Source organism: Rhodococcus sp. 14-2470-1b (assembly GCF_002259415.1).
GTDB lineage: Bacteria > Actinomycetota > Actinomycetes > Mycobacteriales > Mycobacteriaceae > Rhodococcoides.
The window spans coordinates 36,173-53,229 of record NZ_NPFY01000003.1 but is presented as its reverse complement, the minus strand read 5'-3'; the positions used below and the strand labels follow the sequence as shown (position 1 = coordinate 53,229).

At 66.5% G+C, this 17,057-nt stretch carries 19 protein-coding genes; 17 read left to right on the top strand and 2 right to left on the bottom strand.

Annotated features, from left to right (window positions below):
- Window positions 1-110 precede the first annotated feature (110 nt).
- The 6 genes from CH293_RS01470 (at window position 111) to glmM (ending at window position 3,906) form a co-directional block, all read left to right on the top strand.
- Window positions 111-419: a WXG100 family type VII secretion target gene (locus tag CH293_RS01470; RefSeq protein ID WP_255122655.1), complete on the top strand. Its 309-nt coding sequence runs from the start codon at window positions 111-113 to the stop codon at window positions 417-419.
- A gap of 79 nt (window positions 420-498) precedes the next feature.
- Window positions 499-792, top strand: coding sequence for a WXG100 family type VII secretion target (locus CH293_RS01465; RefSeq protein WP_019663588.1), 294 nt, complete (start codon window positions 499-501; stop codon window positions 790-792).
- Between the two features lie 118 nt (window positions 793-910).
- Window positions 911-1,255, top strand: coding sequence for a TraR/DksA C4-type zinc finger protein (locus CH293_RS01460; protein ID WP_094719146.1), 345 nt, complete (start codon window positions 911-913; stop codon window positions 1,253-1,255).
- Window positions 1,256-1,447: 192 nt separating this feature from the next.
- Window positions 1,448-1,891, top strand: coding sequence for a 50S ribosomal protein L13 (gene rplM, locus CH293_RS01455; RefSeq protein ID WP_019663590.1), 444 nt, complete (start codon window positions 1,448-1,450; stop codon window positions 1,889-1,891).
- Complete coding sequence (rpsI, locus tag CH293_RS01450; protein ID WP_094719145.1) at window positions 1,888-2,424, top strand: 30S ribosomal protein S9; 537 nt, start codon at window positions 1,888-1,890, stop codon at window positions 2,422-2,424. The genes rplM and rpsI overlap by 4 nt, the downstream gene beginning before the upstream one ends.
- 144 nt (window positions 2,425-2,568) lie before the next feature.
- Complete coding sequence (gene glmM / locus CH293_RS01445) at window positions 2,569-3,906, top strand: phosphoglucosamine mutase (RefSeq protein WP_094719144.1); 1,338 nt, start codon at window positions 2,569-2,571, stop codon at window positions 3,904-3,906.
- Window positions 3,907-3,913: 7 nt separating this feature from the next.
- Here glmM and CH293_RS01440 read toward each other — a convergent pair whose 3' ends face one another.
- Window positions 3,914-4,954, bottom strand: a complete 1,041-nt coding sequence (locus CH293_RS01440) for an LLM class F420-dependent oxidoreductase (RefSeq protein WP_020111143.1) — start codon at window positions 4,952-4,954, stop codon at window positions 3,914-3,916.
- A 186-nt stretch (window positions 4,955-5,140) separates the two neighbouring features.
- Here CH293_RS01440 and CH293_RS01435 point away from each other — a divergent pair, with 186 nt between their 5' ends.
- The 3 genes from CH293_RS01435 (at window position 5,141) to CH293_RS01425 (ending at window position 7,708) form a co-directional block, all read left to right on the top strand.
- Entirely contained in the window at window positions 5,141-5,443 is a 303-nt protein-coding gene (locus CH293_RS01435; protein WP_255122654.1) for a hypothetical protein, read from the top strand.
- A complete protein-coding gene (locus tag CH293_RS01430; protein ID WP_255122653.1) occupies window positions 5,440-7,299 on the top strand; it encodes a hypothetical protein in 1,860 nt (619 codons plus the stop codon). The genes CH293_RS01435 and CH293_RS01430 overlap by 4 nt, the downstream gene beginning before the upstream one ends.
- Before the next feature lie 61 nt (window positions 7,300-7,360).
- The gene (locus CH293_RS01425; protein WP_094719141.1) at window positions 7,361-7,708 is read left to right on the top strand and encodes a hypothetical protein; all 348 of its coding nucleotides are present in this window, start codon (window positions 7,361-7,363) and stop codon (window positions 7,706-7,708) included.
- A gap of 24 nt (window positions 7,709-7,732) precedes the next feature.
- Here the strand turns inward: CH293_RS01425 and CH293_RS01420 are convergent, their stop codons facing one another.
- Window positions 7,733-8,587, bottom strand: a complete 855-nt coding sequence (locus CH293_RS01420) for a dienelactone hydrolase family protein (RefSeq protein ID WP_094719140.1) — start codon at window positions 8,585-8,587, stop codon at window positions 7,733-7,735.
- Between the two features lie 104 nt (window positions 8,588-8,691).
- On the opposite strand from CH293_RS01420, the gene glmS reads away from it, so the two are divergent.
- The 8 genes from glmS to tsaD are packed head-to-tail and all read left to right on the top strand — an operon-like array spanning window position 8,692 to window position 17,054.
- Window positions 8,692-10,554 (top strand): glutamine--fructose-6-phosphate transaminase (isomerizing), encoded by a 1,863-nt coding sequence (glmS, locus tag CH293_RS01415; RefSeq protein WP_094719139.1) that lies wholly within the window; start codon window positions 8,692-8,694, stop codon window positions 10,552-10,554.
- 18 nt (window positions 10,555-10,572) lie between these two features.
- Entirely contained in the window at window positions 10,573-12,012 is a 1,440-nt protein-coding gene (locus tag CH293_RS01410) for an NAD(P)H-hydrate dehydratase (protein ID WP_094719138.1), read from the top strand.
- Window positions 12,005-13,300 carry an alanine racemase gene (alr, locus tag CH293_RS01405; protein WP_094719137.1) on the top strand — a complete coding sequence of 432 codons (1,296 nt, stop codon included), beginning with the start codon at window positions 12,005-12,007 and terminating at the stop codon, window positions 13,298-13,300. Before CH293_RS01410 ends, alr begins: the two co-directional genes overlap by 8 nt.
- Window positions 13,301-13,356: 56 nt before the next feature.
- Window positions 13,357-14,337 carry an alpha/beta fold hydrolase gene (locus tag CH293_RS01400; protein WP_241483660.1) on the top strand — a complete coding sequence of 327 codons (981 nt, stop codon included), beginning with the start codon at window positions 13,357-13,359 and terminating at the stop codon, window positions 14,335-14,337.
- 34 nt (window positions 14,338-14,371) lie between these two features.
- Window positions 14,372-14,845 carry a tRNA (adenosine(37)-N6)-threonylcarbamoyltransferase complex ATPase subunit type 1 TsaE gene (gene tsaE / locus CH293_RS01395; RefSeq protein WP_176459868.1) on the top strand — a complete coding sequence of 158 codons (474 nt, stop codon included), beginning with the start codon at window positions 14,372-14,374 and terminating at the stop codon, window positions 14,843-14,845.
- A 33-nt stretch (window positions 14,846-14,878) separates the two neighbouring features.
- Complete coding sequence (tsaB, locus tag CH293_RS01390; RefSeq protein WP_037106822.1) at window positions 14,879-15,541, top strand: tRNA (adenosine(37)-N6)-threonylcarbamoyltransferase complex dimerization subunit type 1 TsaB; 663 nt, start codon at window positions 14,879-14,881, stop codon at window positions 15,539-15,541.
- Window positions 15,538-16,014 (top strand): ribosomal protein S18-alanine N-acetyltransferase, encoded by a 477-nt coding sequence (rimI, locus tag CH293_RS01385; protein ID WP_094653296.1) that lies wholly within the window; start codon window positions 15,538-15,540, stop codon window positions 16,012-16,014. The genes tsaB and rimI overlap by 4 nt, the downstream gene beginning before the upstream one ends.
- Window positions 16,011-17,054 (top strand): tRNA (adenosine(37)-N6)-threonylcarbamoyltransferase complex transferase subunit TsaD, encoded by a 1,044-nt coding sequence (gene tsaD, locus CH293_RS01380; protein ID WP_037110385.1) that lies wholly within the window; start codon window positions 16,011-16,013, stop codon window positions 17,052-17,054. Before rimI ends, tsaD begins: the two co-directional genes overlap by 4 nt.
- Window positions 17,055-17,057: the final 3 nt, after the last annotated feature.

The following is a 17,057-nucleotide window of genomic DNA, read 5'->3' as shown; positions in this document are numbered from 1 at the left end:
GTGCGTCCAATCAGATGTAGGGGGAGATCTGCTGGTACGCCATGGCGAACCGGTGCCTCGACCGAGCATTCACCAGGGTGCTCGACACCGATGAACACGAAGGGGTCGACATGGCACAAACCGATATTCAGACCATGCTCGCAGTGTCTGCAAAGGTCGACGGCCTGCGAGGCGAAATTCACGATCTGCTGTCCGCGCTGCGCGGCGATGTGAACCACGCGGCGTCCGGCATCTGGCAGGGTTCGGCATCGACGACATTCGCCCAGGTCATGACCAACTGGGATTCCAGCGCCAACAGGCTGGAAAACGCTCTGTCCGGCATCGGGGAGTCGATCAAGACCAGTGGTGTGCAGTACGACCAGTCGGAGCAGGACAACACGTCTCAGCTCAACTCCGTCGCGAGCAGCTTGAACCTCTGATCGCTCGCGCTCGGCTCTCGAACGTACGGACCAATCAACTCGTCGGCCTGAAGTCGATGGACACGAATGCGAGGAAACGATGACCAGCGGTGAAATCAAGTACAACTTCGGTGCGATCGGCGATCTGGCCGGCGGTATGACCACCAAGTGGTCGCAGCTCAACGAGAAGCTCGACGACGTCAAGTCGTCCATCCAGCCGCTCGTCGCGACGTGGCAGGGTGCAGACTCCGATCAGTACCAGGTCAAGCAGAACGAGTGGAACGCTGCGCAGGCCGAACTCAACGGCGTTCTGCAGAGCCTGATCGGCGCGGTGAACTCCGGCAACCAGCGGATGCAGGAGCAGGAAGCGGCCAACCGCGCGCGCTTCTCCTGATCTTCGTCGTCCATTCGGCCCCGACGTCCTCGCGACTTCGGGGCCGAATTGCGTGTGCGCCGGACTGTCGGTGACGCCGGGGTTTCCATCGGACGCCGCGCGATGTTCACTGGACCGCATGACGGATCAGCTGGGCAGGAGGATCGAGGAGGCCAGGTCGGTCGTCGCTGCTCGGCTGGCGTCGCTGCGGTCTCAGTTCGCCGCGATCGTCGAGGGCTCACGGTGGTCCACCGACGACGACGAACACGACCCGGAGGGTTCGACCATCGCGTTCGAGCGTGCAACGGTCGCGTCGCTGGCCCGCGATGCGGAACTGGAGTTGCGCGAACTCGATGCAGCCACGGAACGCGTGGCGTCCGGCACCTACGGGACCTGCGAACGGTGCGGAGAAAGCATCGCCGACGCGCGTCTGGACGCACTCCCCGCGGCCCGCCGTTGTATCCGGTGTGTCCGTGCACGGTGAGTCGGGCGCGCCTCCTGGTCGTCGGGCGTTTTGACCTGGGGGCCACGCAGCCGGTATCGTCCTTCGTTGGCGTGTATGGGAACGCCGCGCACAATGCTGCGCGGTCGACTCCTTGATCTCGGGTCTCAACTGGCCGCCGAGGTCATCAATACGTCTTGGCCAGCAGCGACATCATGAAGACAGGACTTTTACGTGTCTACATACAGCCCGAAGGCCGGGGACACCACCCGGACTTGGCATGTGATCGACGCCACGGACGTCGTGCTCGGACGCCTTGCCGTCCAGGCCGCGACTCTGCTGCGCGGCAAGCACAAGCCGACCTACGCACCCAACGTCGACGGTGGCGATTTCGTCATCATCGTCAACGCCGAGAAGGTTGCCATCAGTGGTAACAAGCTCGACGGCAAGTTCCACCACCACCACTCCGGCCACCCGGGCGGACTGAAGTCGCGTTCGACTCGTCAGGTGTTGGAGAACAACCCCGACCGTCTCGTGGAGAAGGCCGTCAAAGGCATGATCCCCAAGAACAAGCTCGGTAATGCAATCGCGGGCAAGCTCAAGGTGTACGCGGGACCGAACCACCCGCACGCAGCTCAGCAGCCCGTTCCGTTCGAGATCAAGCAGGTGTCCCAGTGACGGCGCCGGAGGGAAATGACGTGACGTCGCAGGAAATCCCAGAAGAGGCAGTGGAGATCGCCGCGGACGAGTTCGTCTCCGTGGAAGAGCCCGAGGTCGCCGAGGAGATCGAGGCAGCTGCCGCGGCTCCCGCGCCCATCCTGTTCGATCGCCCGGTTCAGACCGTCGGCCGTCGTAAGGAAGCTGTCGCTCGGGTCCGGTTCGCTCCGGGCACCGGCGGATTCAAGCTCAACGGCCGCAGCCTCGAGGACTACTTCCCGAACAAGGTTCACCAGCAGCTCATCAAGGCTCCGCTGGTGCTCGTCGATCGCGCGGAGTCCTTCGACATCGTTGCACTGCTGCACGGTGGCGGACCGTCCGGACAGGCAGGCGCGCTGCGTCTGGCCATCTCTCGCGCCCTGATCGAGGTCACCCCCGAGGATCGCCCGCCGCTGAAGGCTGCCGGCTTCCTCACGCGTGATGCTCGTGCAGTCGAGCGTAAGAAGTACGGCCTGAAGAAGGCACGTAAGGCGTCGCAGTACTCCAAGCGCTGACGCGCCGCACAGTTCTACCCGCGAGGGCAGGCGTCCACGAAGTATCGGATGCCTGCCCTCGCGGCGTTTGTTCGACAGTTCTACATTCGAGCGGAGCCTGCGGAGCGACCGCATGCTCGTTTCGGCGAAGGGGGACATGCCCGCATGACTCGACTGTTCGGTACCGACGGAGTACGGGGGCTGGCGAACGACCTGCTTACCCCCGAGTTGGCGTTGAAGGTGGCCAAGGCTGCGGCCGCTGTTCTCGCGCCCAGCTCGCCGGGTACGACTCCCGTCGCGGTGGTAGGACGTGATCCTCGTGCGAGCGGTGAAATGCTCACCGCTGCAGTCACTGCCGGGCTCACGGCGTCCGGAGTGGACGTCGTCGACGTCGGGGTTCTTCCCACGCCCGCAGTCGCATTCCTCACCGCAGACCTCGGTGCCGCACTCGGTGTGATGATCTCGGCGTCGCACAATCCCATGCCGGACAACGGAATCAAGATCTTCGCTGCGGGCGGCCACAAGCTCGACGACGATGTCGAGGATCGAATCGAAGCGCACATCGCAGGCGACCTGCAGGGCGCCGCGCCGACGGGGCCGGGTATCGGCCGCGTCCGCGTATCGTCGGACGCCGCGGGTCGGTACATCGCGCACGTCGGACGTGCGTCGACTCATCGTCTCGACGGGCTGACCGTTGTCGTCGACTGTGCGCACGGGGCGGCCTCGGTGGTTGCACCCGCGATCTATGCGCAGGCAGGTGCCGACGTGATCGCCATCAACGCCGACCCCGACGGTCTGAACATCAACGACGGGTGCGGATCGACTCACATGGAGGACCTGCAGAAGGCTGTCGTGGAGCACGGCGCCGACCTGGGAATCGCACACGACGGCGACGCCGATCGGTGCCTCGCCGTCGACTCGTCGGGTGCGATCGTCGACGGCGACGCGATCATGGCCGTCCTTGCCGTCGGCCTCAAGGACGCGGGCGTCCTCACCGACGACACGCTGGTCGCCACCGTGATGAGCAACCTGGGCCTGCACATCGCGATGCGCGAGGCAGGGATCTCGGTCCGTACCACCGCGGTCGGTGACCGGTACGTTCTCGAGGAGCTGCGATCGGGCGGATTCTCGCTCGGTGGCGAACAGAGCGGCCACGTGGTGATTCCGTCGTTCGGTACCACCGGCGACGGAGTTCTGACGGCATTGCTGGTGATGGGGCGGATGGCCGAGACCGGACGTTCCTTGGCCGACCTGGCGTCGGTGATGACGACGCTTCCTCAGGTGCTGATCAACGTGAAGGTGTCGGACAAGCGCGCTGTCGCGTCGGCCCCGGCTGTTCTGGATGCGGTGTCCGAGGCGGAACGGATCCTGGGTGATTCCGGGCGAGTCCTGCTGCGCCCCAGTGGAACCGAGCAGCTGGTGCGGGTGATGGTGGAAGCTGCCGAGGTGGATCTGGCGAACCGGCTCGCCGAGGATCTGGCGAGCCGGGTCGGCCAGGTCTGACCGGTGGTCAGGCCGTCAGTTCCCGTAGCTTCGTCAGTTGCGCGACGCGGCCGGCGGTGTTCTCGGCAAGTGGCGCCACGTTCAGCGTGGTGACCCCGGCTTCGGCGAACGCCGCGACACGCTCCTTGACGTAGCTTTCGGGACCGATCAGGTTGACGGCGCGGACCAGCTCGTCGGGCACGGCCGCCGCGGCCTCCTCCTTCTTTCCCGCGAGGTAGAGGTCCTGGATCTTCTCGGCCTCGGCCTCGTAGCCGTATCGCTGCGCCAAGTCGTTGTAGAAGTTCTTGCCCTTCGCGCCCATTCCGCCGATGTAGAGGGCGAGATGCGGCTTCACCCAGGGCAGGAACTTTTCGGCGTCGTCACCGATGGCGAGCGTCGGGCTCGCGAACACCTGCAGGTCGCCGAGCGACGGATCGCGCTTGGCCTTGCCTGCGGCCAGGGCGTCACCCCAGACCTGCTCTGCCTTCTCGGGGAAGTAGAAAATCGGCTGCCAGCCTTCGGCGATTTCGGCCGTCAACTCCACGTTCTTGGGTCCCAATGCGGCAATGACCACGGGGATGCGTTCGCGCACAGGGTGATTGATCAGCTTGAGTGGCTTTCCGAGACCGGTGCCCTTCTCGGCGGGAAGGGGGATCTGGTAGTACTTGCCCTGATGTTCGACCTTCTCGCGGCGCCACACCTGGCGGCAGATGTCGATCACTTCCCTGGTCCGAGCGATTGGCGCGTCGTATTTGACGCCGTGGAATCCCTCGACCACCTGAGGTCCGGAGGCACCGAGGCCGAGCACGAACCGGCCGTCGGAGACGTAGTCCAAGCCGGCTGCGGTCATGGCCGTCAGCGACGGCGTGCGAGTGTAGATCTGGAAGATGCCCGACGCGATCTTGATTGTCGATGTCTTGGCGGCGAGGAACCCGAGTTGGCTGACGGCGTCGAACGAGTACGCCTCGGGGACGAAGATGATGTCGACTCCGGCCTTCTCGAGCTCCGCGACCTCCGCGACGGTCTCGTTGAACCCGCCCGAATAATTCAACATGGTTCCGATGTGCATGGGACTCCTCGCAGGTAGGTGCTATCCGATGTCGAGTCTTTCCGCTGGCTCGTTGTGACCCGGCGGGTTCTTGTTATCGGACGATACCTGGGCACGGTGGAACCGAATGTTCTCGGGCTGCGTCGAACAGAGAAGGAGCACCGAACTGGTGCCGAGCGGGTCGTCGACATGGGGGAACGTCCGAGTATGGAAATCGACATCGAGAAGGTCGGTCGGGTGGCGGCGGAGTTGGACGCGTCCTCGCAGGCGGTGGCGGATGTCGCTCTGGTGGCGGCGAAACTAGGGTTGGGGCCAGCGGCGGCCGGTCGCAACTACGGCGACGTCGGGCTGCGAATCGCCGCAGGCTACGACGGCGTGGAGGCGGGGATCCGGCGGTGGGGTGAAGCCGTCAAGGACAACGCGGTGTCCCTGCGTGCCGTCCTCGCCGCCTACCAGGCCGCGGACGCCCGCACGTCGTGGGCGATCGCGACCCCGGAAGGCTCGCGGTGAGCCCCACCGGACGCAGTGTCGACGAAATCCTCGACGCGGGAGCCGTTGGCCTGCTCTATTTCGAGAGATACCTGCCGATCCTGCACCGGCTCACTCCCGACTCAGCGTGGACGTACCCGGCCCTGTGTGCGCGGTACGACGAACAACGTGGGCTCGACCTGGCAGTGCTGTCCGAGGACGCGCGGCTGCTCGGCGACGGCGTCGTGTCGGCTCGGCGAGAGCTCGACAAGCAAGGGGCACTCGCCGACGACCTCGTGCAGGCCTGGGTCGGCTCCGCTGCCGAGTCCGCGGTGGCCGACATCGCTTCGGACACCACGTTGGCCGACCAGCGTGTGCTCGCGACCGAACAGCTGGCGCAGGTGCTCGGTCAGGCCGCCGAGAGGATTCGCGGAGCGGTGGAGCAGAAGGCGTCGGAGACGGCCCGGTTCGATCCGACCGTCGCGTCCGAGTGGGGAGCGATCGACGGCAAGCTGGTGGAGACCGTCGAGCGTATCGAGACCGTCGCGACGGTGGACCTGGCAGACCCGACGTCGCTGGATCGCGCGAAACAGGCAGCGGATGCCCTGGCGGACACGCTCCCGGTGTTCGAGTGGCCTGCAACCAACGGACCTCTGTCTGCCGACTCCGCACCACGGAAGCTGATGCAGAACGCTCGGGACGTGTGCGACGAGTGGCTGCGCACGGTTCTCGTTCCCATCGTGTCCGCTGCGTGCCGAACCTTCACGGACATCTGCTCATCCATCGATCAGGCAGTGCGGGATCACCTGACGACCGTGGCGCTGGTCGCCGAGGCCGTTCGGTTCGAGCCGTTCCCGTCTGCCCCGCAGCCCACGTGGGGTTCCGACGGCACGAACCGACGAGCAGGCGGGGGAGGGGGCACGGACATACTGCCTCCTGCCCCACAGAACCCTGCCTATTCTGGGCGCGACGGGATGGTCCCACCGGCACGGGTGCCGGAGTTCGGGCCGAACGTCGTCGATACCCAACCGCAATCGGCTCCGGTCATCCCCGGCAACTCAGCATTTCTTGGCGATCCCGCCACCCTCGGTGAGCGCCGCATCGACCCGTCGGAGATACGCGCAGGACTCGAGTCGCTGCTCGGTGAGGTTCCGAGCGGCAAGGACATCATCGCCGCCATCGAGCGCTCCGGCGCCGAGATGGTCGAACATACCGAAGCGGCAATCGAGGCTCTCCTCGATCGTCTGAGCTCACCTGACGGCGTCGGTGAAAACCTGGTGCCGCCAGCGGAATCGAACGACGCACCGCGCAGTCCGGGGCCGTCCGATGCGGGCGACCCAGCCGACACTACAGAGCGGAATCGGCCCGACGAACGGCCGGACCAAGCCGTCGCACAGAATCATCCGGTCTCCCCATCCGTTCCCGGACCGTTCGTCACGCCGCCACCCGTTGCAGACGGCGACGCCGAACGCGGACATGTCGAGGCTGCGTTCGACGGGCACAGTGCCCGATTGTCGTTGGCACACAATGGGAATGTGGCATTGCAGCTCGGGACTCCCGACGGGGAGAATCGTCGATTCGAACTGAAGCCAGGACCGTTCGGCCTTCCGATCGTCGAGTGCACGACAAGTCCGGAGCCCCCCGCTCCCGCACCGTCGCCCCCAGCTCCCGCACCGGAGTCCCCTGCGCTCCCAACGGAACCCATCGCGTCCGGACCCGAGCAGGCGCCTGAACCGGAGGTTCCCGCGGCAGAGCTACCGACGGCAGAGCTACCGACGGCAGAGCTACCGACAGCAGAACCGCCGACCGCCGAACCACCGGCTGTTCCTGAGCCGGACATGCCCGCACCCGCACCGGCCGGTTCCGGTGCTCGTCTGACCCAGGCGGGCCCGCTATGAGCCAGGCGGATCCGTCATGAATCAGCCCTCCGGGGATTCGGGTCGGTGGTGGAGGGAACGAATGGACCGCGCATCGCTGGAATGTGCGGAATCGATCGAGGCCGCGGGCCGAGGATACGAGGACCTCGTCAGACGTGTCCTGACGCGTGACGCAGAGTCGGGTCCCGTCTCGGCGGCGGATACAGAGCGCTCGCCGTGGTCCGACGTGCATCGGCCCGCGCCGTGGTCGGACGTACATCGGCCCGCGTCGTGGGAGGAGGACGAGTACCGCACAGCGTCGTTCCTGACACCAGCCCAGCACGACCGAACCGTCCGGCCGGTGATCGAGCAGGACCGCAGCGACGGCCAGGACGGCCAGGACGGCCAGGAAGATCCGCACCAGGCGGAGACCAAGAGCTGGTTGGTCTGACCCGGCCGCGGTTCGGCAGCGAGTTCAGCGGCCGATCACGCCGCGAATTGCGGTCAAGGGGTTGGGCTTCGGCTGATCCTGAACCGGTGCGTGCGGATCGATGACTCGCGTTCCTTTCAGCTCACCAGCTCCGGCGAGTTCGGCGTACTTCTCTTCGCCGGTGAGGTGGAACAACAGGAACGCGGTCAGGAGAGCGCGGGTGGTTCGGACGGTCGACTTCTCCGTCCCGCCGACTCCGAGGGGGCTCAGCAGTCGCCGGCCCTCGACGATTCCGTCGGACGACGCCTTGTCCAGACGCCGGAACGTCGTGGGGGCGCGCAGTGCGCCCGCGAGGGACACGGTGTTGTCGTTCAACGAGTCGGCCAGGGCTGCGTCACCGAGGACGATGCTCGGGATGTCGAGCGTCGCGGCGGCGTCCTCGGCGCTCGGTGCCGACGGCGCCGGGTACAGAGCAGCGACGGCCTTGACGTCCGATCGCGCCGCAGCGGTGAGTACCGCGATACTGGCGCCCATGCCGTGGCCGGCCACGGCGAGTTTGTCCGGGTGGACGCTGATGTCTCCGGTTCCGAGCCGCACTCCGGTGACGATGTCGAGGGTTGTGGCGAGGTCGGCAGCCAGTCCGCGGTGTGACGGAACCGGTCCGCGCTCGGTGTCCGGAGCGGCGGCGACGATGCCCCACGACGCCAGGTGCTTCAGTGTGTCCGCGTACCGTTCGGCACTCAACAGCCAGCCGTGGCCGAACGCCACCGCAGGCAGGTTGTAGCCCGTGGCCGGGGTGAACACGACGCCGGGCTGGCCCGCCAAGGCGAGGTTGCCGCGGAGCACTGGGTGGGGACCACGTTTCCCGAGCTGGGCGGCGAGCTTCTTCGATGTCGGCACAGCGGCAACGCTATCGGATCGGAGCGGAACGGCGTGGCTATGGGGCAGAGAAGGAGCGACGCGCCACGCTGATCGGGCTCCGGCGGCGGGTACCCTGAACCACCATGTGTGGAATCGTGGGATATGTCGGCCACCGCCCGGCGTTGGGTGTTGTCGTCGAGGCGCTCAGGCGCATGGAGTACCGGGGCTACGACTCTGCAGGCATCGCCATTCTGGACGGAAACGGCAACACCGCAGTCGAACGCAAGGCCGGTCGTCTCGCCAACCTCGAAGCGGAGCTCGACGAGGTCGGTGCGGAGAAGTTCGTCGGAACGACGGGCATGGGCCACACGCGATGGGCAACGCACGGGCGACCGACGGACCGGAACGCGCATCCGCACCGCGACGTGAGCGGCTCGGTGTCGGTCGTGCACAACGGCATCATCGAGAACTTCGGTCCCCTGCGGGCCGAGTTGGAGTCCAGCGGCGTCGAGTTCTCCAGTGACACCGATACCGAGGTGGCGGTGCACCTCGTCGCGGCGGCATACGCAAGTGGCCCCACGGCGGGTGACTTCGTCGAGAGCGCCAAGACGGTCCTGCGTCGGCTCGAAGGTGCCTTCACCTTGGTCTTCACGCATTCCGACCACCCGGACACCATCGTCGCTGCTCGCCGTTCCACTCCTCTCGTCGTCGGTGTCGGCAAGGGTGAGACGTTCCTCGGATCGGATGTCGCGGCGTTCATCGAGCACACGCGTGACGCGGTGGAGCTCGGTCAGGACCAGGTGGTCGTCATCACCGCCGAGGGCTACACGATCACCGATTTCGACGGAAGCCCTGCAGAGGGTCGGCCCTTCCACATCGACTGGGATCTCGCAGCCGCCGAGAAGGGCGGCTACGACTACTTCATGCTCAAGGAGATCCAGGAGCAGCCCGCTGCTGTCGCGGACACGTTGCTCGGTCATTTCGAGAATCGTCGGATCGTGCTCGACGAGCAGCGATTGTCCGATCAGGAGCTGCGCGACGTCGACAAGGTGTTCGTGGTCGCCTGCGGAAGCTCGTACCACTCCGGCCTGTTGGCCAAATACGCGATCGAGCATTGGACGAGGTTGCCGGTCGAGGTGGAACTGGCGAGCGAGTTCCGGTACCGCGATCCGGTTCTGGACAGGTCGACGCTGGTGGTGGCCATCTCCCAGTCCGGCGAGACTGCGGACACGTTGGAAGCGGTCCGGCACGCGAAGGAGCAGAACGCCAGGGTGCTGGCTGTCTGCAACACGAACGGATCGCAGATTCCTCGCGAGGCCGACGCGGTCGTCTACACCCGGACCGGACCCGAGATCGGAGTGGCCTCGACCAAGGCCTTCCTCGCGCAGATCACCGCGAACTACGTCGTCGGACTCGCGCTCGCCCAGGCCCGCGGGACCAAGTACCCCGACGAGGTCGCTCGCGAGTACGCCGACCTCGAATCGATGCCGGAGCTGGTGCAGCGAGTGCTCGACACCGTGGAGCCCATACGGGTGCTCGCGCGCGAGCTCGCCCACACACCGACGATCCTGTTCCTCGGTCGTCACGTCGGATATCCCGTGGCACTCGAGGGTGCGCTGAAGCTCAAAGAGCTGGCCTACATGCACGCAGAGGGATTCGCCGCGGGTGAACTCAAGCACGGACCCATTGCACTGATCGAGGACGGCGTGCCGGTCATCGTCGTGATGCCGTCGCCGAAAGGCCGGGCGGTGCTGCACTCGAAACTGCTGTCCAACATCCGCGAGGTCCAGGCTCGCGGTGCGCTCACCGTTGTCATCGCAGAGGAAGGGGACGAGGCAGTCAGGCCCTTTGCAGACCATCTCATCGAGATCCCCGCCGCTCCGACTCTGCTGCAACCGTTGCTCTCGACGGTTCCGCTGCAGGTGTTCGCAGCCGAGGTGGCGCAGGCTCGCGGATACGACGTCGACAAACCTCGGAACCTCGCGAAGTCCGTGACCGTCGAATAGATCCGGCAGGAAGCCATCGTGCGCAGCTACTACACACCCGACCAGGTTCGTGACGCCGAGCGTCCGCTGATGCAATCACTGCCCGACGGCGCACTCATGCGGCGCGCCGCGCACGGACTGGCCGGGGTAGTCGCTGCGGAACTGCGCAGCAGGACTTCCGGGATAGTCGGGCGTGACGTGTGTGTGCTCGTCGGATCGGGGGACAACGGCGGCGACGGGCTCTGGGCGGGTGCGATGCTGCGACGTCGGGGCGTGGCTGTCAGCGCTGTGCTGCTCAGCCCGGAGCGCACGCACGAAGCCGGTCTCGCCGCGTTCCGCCGCGCGGGCGGGCGGATCGTGGATTCCCCCGGTCGGCCGGACATCGTCGTCGACGCCGTGGTGGGGATCTCCGGTCGTGGACCGCTGCGGCCCGAGGCCGCCGACGTGGTCTCGCGCGTGTCGGCACCGATAGTGGCGGCCGACATTCCGAGCGGAGTCGATCCGACGACCGGTGCTGTGGACGGCCCGGCCGTCCGAGCCGACGTGACGGTGGCGTTCGGTGCGCGCAAGCCGGTTCACGTGTTGGCCGCCCCGTACTGCGGCAGAGTCGACGTCGTCGAACTGGGCCTGAAACTCGGGCCACCGTACCTTCGGGCATTCGAGCCGGCCGACGTCGGTGCTCGATGGCCGATTCCCACCGCGACCGACGACAAGTACACGCAGGGAGTCGTCGGGGTCATCGCGGGAAGTGCGCAGTATCCGGGCGCTGCGATCCTGTGCTCCGGTGCCGCGGTCGCTGCGACGTCCGGGATGGTCAGATACGTCGGAAGCGCTGCGGCGGAGGTGGTGTCGCATTATCCGGAAGTCGTCGCGGCAACCGGGGTGGAGGAGGCTGGGCGTGTTCAGTGCTGGGTAGTCGGCCCAGGATTCGGCACCGATACCTCGTCCCGTGACGTACTGTCGCACGTCCTCGCGTCCGAACTGCCCGTCGTCGTCGATGCCGACGCTCTCACGATCCTGTCGTCGTCGCCGGAGCTGGTCCGCGGACGCGCCGCGCCGACGCTGCTGACCCCGCATGCCGGTGAGTTCGAGCGTCTGACCGGTGCGGCTCCCGGCTCCGATCGGGTCTCTGCCGTGCGGGAACTCGCGGCGACGTGGGGTGTGAGTGTTCTCCTCAAAGGTCGCGCAACCGTGATCGCGGGGCCCGACGGTGCGGTTGTAGTGAGTGACGCCGGAGGATCGGCCGCGTCGACGGCGGGCTCGGGTGACGTGCTGGCCGGGATTCTGGGTGCCCTCATGGCATCCGGACTGGACACGGTCACCGCGGCAGCATGCGCGGCGCGAGTCCATGCTTTGGCCGCCGCGACGGCGGCGCACGGCCGCGGCGGCGAGTTCGCCGCTCCGATCTCCGCGAGTCCGCTGCTGGGGGCAGTGTCGGACGCAATCCGAACTGTTCGTTCGGTCACAGGACGTGCGTGATCGTTCACAGATCTCCACGGACCCGATGCACGATCGCCGCGCAGTGGTGGCACTATCGGGTGCTGTGGACAACGTGAGTGCGTCAACGGTGGATGCCGAGGGAGCGGACACCGGCGCGGGCGGGTCGGTGACGATCGACCTCGCAGCAATCACACACAACGTCCGTGTGCTTCGCGAACACGCAGAGAACGCCGCAACGATGGTTGTGGTGAAGGCCGACGGATACAACCACGGTGCCGTGCAGGTGGCTCGAACCGCACTCGCGGCGGGTGCCTCCGAGCTGGGCGTCACGACGGTGGGAGAGGGCATCGCACTGCGTGATGCCGGAATCACGGCGCCCATCCTGTCCTGGCTGCACCGTTCGGACACCGATTTCGCGCCCGCGCTGACGGCCGGGATCGGCATCGGAGTGTCCTCGCGCGCTCAGCTCGACTCGGTCGTCGACGCCGCACGCCGTGTCGGTACCACGGCGGCAGTCACGCTCAAGGTGGACACCGGACTCAACCGCAACGGGATCGAACCCCAGGGGCTCGACGAGGTATTCACCGTCCTCGGCGGCGCGGTCGCCGAGGGGTCCGTCCACTTTCGCGGCATGTTCTCGCACCTGGCGTGCGCCGACGAGCCCGGGCATCCGTTGAACGACCAGCAGGCGATGGTGCTGCAGGAAAGCGTCGTCAGGGCTGCAGCGGCCGGTGTGCGACCCGAGATCGTGCACCTGGCGAACTCCGCCGCAACCGTGACCAGGCACGATCTCCGCTTCGACATGGTCAGGCCGGGAATTGCGATGTACGGACTCTCGCCGATCCCCGAACTGGGCCAGTTCGGCCTGATCCCCGCGATGACAGTGTCCGCGCAGGTAGCGCTGATCAAGAAGGTGCGTGCCGGAGACAGCGTGTCCTACGGTCACACATGGACGTCACCCGAGGACACCGTCGTCGCCCTGATACCGATGGGCTATGCGGACGGTGTACGACGCTCACTCAGCGGTCGATTCGACGTCACCATAAACGGCAGACGGTATCCGTCGGTCGGTCGAGTCTGTATGGACCAGTTCGTCGTGAATCTCGGACCCGACGGCGGATCCGTCGTCGAGGGCGACACGGCGGTGCTGTTCGGCTCCGGCGACAACGACGGCCCCGTCGCGCAGGAGTGGGCCGACGTACTGGACACGATTCACTACGAGGTGGTCACCGGGATCGGTGGACGGGCACGCAGACGCTATGTCGAGTCCGAATCGGCGTCGACCGATCGACGCGACGCAGACACGACCGAGGAGGTTGCTCGGTGAAACTGGCCGAGAGCTTCGGGATCTTCGGCAGTGTCGGGATCGCGTTACGCGAAACCTTGCTGAGGTCCAACAAGGACCCGCTCGCAGGCGAGAACCTCGAGCTGATGGACGCCGACCGAGGGTCGATCGTCATCGCCGACGACGGGGTTCCGCTGGCCGTGCGGGAAGTCGGGCCCACCGACGCGCCCATCACCGCAGTGTTCGTGCACGGGTACTGCCTGCGGATGGCGTCGTGGCACTTCCAGCGTCAGGCGCTCGAGCAGGAGTGGGGCTCGAAGGTGCGCATGGTGTTCTACGACCAGCGAGGACACGGTAAGTCCGGGATCCCGACGCCGGAGAGCTGCACGATCGCCCAGCTCGGCCTCGATCTCGACGCGGTCATCCGCGCCGTCGCGCCGCGAGGACACCTGATGCTGATCGGGCATTCGATGGGTGGAATGACCGTCCTGTCCATGACCAGGCAGAGACCCGAATTGGTACGAGAGCGGGTCGTCGGGGTCGGATTGATCTCGACGACGGCGGCAGGCCTGGCGGAGACAGGGCTCGGTCGCAGCCTCGACAACCCGGTGGTCGACGCGTTCCGACTGGCCGTACGCACCTCTCCCGGTGTTGTCCAGTTCGGCCGCGGCGCGGCGAAGACGCTCATCGCACCGGTACTGCGTGCGGCGTCCTACGGAACGCGGGTGAGTCCGCGGCTGGTCGAGTTCTCGCAGAAGATGATCGACGACACCTCCGTCGTGACCATCGTGAACTTTCTCGAGACGCTGGAATTGCACGACGAGAGCGATGCACTCGCCGAGCTTCTGCGCGTTCCGACGACGGTCGTGTGCGGCGACGACGATTGGATCATTCCGTTCGACAGTTCGGTTGCGCTCGCCGATGCACTTCCGGAAGCCGAGATGGTGCGGATTCGTCAGGCCGGCCACCTCGTTCAGCTGGAATTCCCGGACAAGGTGAACGCCGCGCTGGTGCGGCTCGGTACCCGCGCCATGGAGCTGAGGGCCCAGCGTCGATCCGGCAGGAGGGGCATTGTCTGACCTCACGGACCCGAGAGCGGACACCGGCACGGACATGTTCGACGGCACCGAGCGACTTCTCGAGACGGCAACCGACACCGAAGCGTTCGGGCAGCAACTCGCCCGGCACCTGACGGCCGGTGACCTCGTTGTGCTCGACGGCCCCCTCGGTGCGGGCAAGACCGCGATGACACGCGGCATCGCGGCGGGTCTCGGCGTCCAGGGACGTGTCAGCTCACCGACGTTCGTCATCGCTCGCGAGCATCGACCGGGCCGGCGGGGCGAGGGCCTCGATCCGGTGACGTTGGTTCACGTCGACGCGTATCGACTGGGGATGACGGGCGAATCCGCGCTCGACGAGTTGGATGCGCTCGACCTCGATTCCGACCTCGCGGACGCCGTGGTCGTCGTCGAGTGGGGCGAGGGGTTGGTGGAGAAGTTGGTCGATTCCCACATCTCCGTGCGCATCCGTCGTGATCCGGAGTCCGACACTCGTCGTGTACAGGTGCGACGGATCGCCCAGCACTGACCGGCCGTGCTCGTGCGGGTACTCTGAGATACCGTGCTCGTTCTCGCCGTCGATACCTCCACGCCCGCTGTGACCTCCGGTGTCGTCCGATTCGAGGGCGGTGTCGCGCACACCCTCGCAGCCCGAGTCGTCGTCGATGCCAGATTGCACGCGGAGGTGTTGACGCCCAACATCCTCGAATGCCTCGCCGAGGCCGACCTGACGCCTGCAGATCTCGATGCCGTCGTCGTGGGCGTCGGTCCTGGTCCGTTCACCGGCCTGCGCGTCGGAATGGCAACCGGCGCGGCATTCGGTGACGCACTCGGCGTCCCGGTGCACGGAGTGTGCAGTCTCGATGCCATCGCGGTGCAGGTCGACACCGTAGCCGAGTTGCTCGTGGTCACCGACGCACGCCGCCGCGAAGTCTATTCGGCGCGGTACCGAGCCGGCGTGCGAGTGTCGGGCCCGGACGTGGGTGCCCCTGCCCTGGTCGACCCCGGTGACGCGACCATGATCGCCGGGTCTGCGGGGCACGTCGGATTGTTCGATCTCCCTGCGGCAGAAGCCGAGTCGCCCACACCCGCGGGTCTGGTCATGACGGCGGCCGACGGTTTGACGTCGGGAATCACCCCCGAGTCGTTGATCCCGCTGTACTTGCGCAGGCCTGATGCCAAGACGATCGCCGAGCGCGAGGCCGCCAAGGCAGCAGGCCGATGAGCGTCGACATCACCCCGATGGACCCGGCGGATGCGCCGCGGTGCGCTGAGCTCGAGGGCATCCTGTTTCCGGGCGACGATCCGTGGACCGAACAAGCGTTTCTTTCCGAACTCGCTGCGCCGCACAATCGTTACTTCGCGGCGCGAGAAGACGGAGAGCTTCTGGGATACGCCGGAATCGCGTTGCTCGGGCACGGTACCTCGGCCGAGTCCGAGGTTCACACCATCGGTGTCGACCCGATTGCGCACCGCCGCGGAATCGGAGGCGCGCTCATGGACCGACTGCTGAGCGAAGCGAACGCTCACGGCGGTTCGGTGTTCCTCGAGGTGCGCACCGACAATACGCCCGCGATCGAACTGTACGTCCGAGAAGGCTTCGTGGTGGTCGGCACCCGCCGCAACTATTACCAACCGAGTGGCGCAGATGCTTACACGATGCAACGGCCCGATCCGAGGGCAGGTGCAACCGCATGAACGTGATGGGTATCGAAAGCTCGTGTGACGAAACGGGAGTCGGCATCGTTCGCTGGCGAGACTCGGGAGTGTGCGAGCTGCTCGCCGACGAGGTCGCCTCCAGTGTCGACGAGCACGCACGCTACGGCGGCGTCGTCCCAGAGGTGGCGTCCCGCGCCCATCTGGAAGCAATCGTTCCGACGATGCGGCGCGCGCTCGCCGCGGCGGACCTGGATCGACCGGACGCGGTGGCCGTGACCATCGGACCCGGCCTCGCCGGAGCGCTTCTGGTGGGAGTCGCCGCAGCGAAAGCGTATGCGGCTGCCTGGGGTGTGCCGTTCTACGCGGTGAATCATCTCGGTGGACATGTCGCCGTCGACACGCTCGAACACGGGCCGATGCCGTCCTGCGTGGCGCTTCTGGTCTCCGGTGGCCACACACATCTTTTGCACGTGAACGATCTGGGCGAGCCCATCGTCGAGTTGGGGACGACGGTCGACGACGCGGCAGGGGAGGCGTTCGACAAGGTGGCCAGACTGTTGGGACTGGGCTACCCGGGTGGTCCGGCGCTGGACGATGCTGCGCGACAAGGGGACCCAACCGCCATTGCGTTCCCTCGGGGCATGACCGGACCACGCGATGCCCGCTACGACTTCTCGTTCTCCGGAGTCAAGACGGCCGTGGCACGGTTCGTCGAAGCCAGGCAGCGAGCGGGAGACGTCGTTCCCGTCGCCGATGTCGCCGCCTCGTTCCAGGAGTCGGTCGCCGATGTGTTGACGATGAAGGCCGTGCGCGCAGCGACCGACGTCGGTGTCGACACCATCGTCCTCGGCGGTGGCGCCACGGCCAACTCTCGTATTCGATCGCTCATCGAATCACGATGTGAGCAAGCAGGTTTGACGCTCAGGATTCCACGACCGCGGCTGTGCACCGACAACGGTGTCATGATCGCGGCGCTCGGAGCCCACCTGATCGCGAGAGGAGCCGAGCCGTCGGATCTGCGAGCAGCCACCGATCCGGGACTGCCGGTGTCCACCAGCCAGATCACCGCTGCCCGGTAGCGA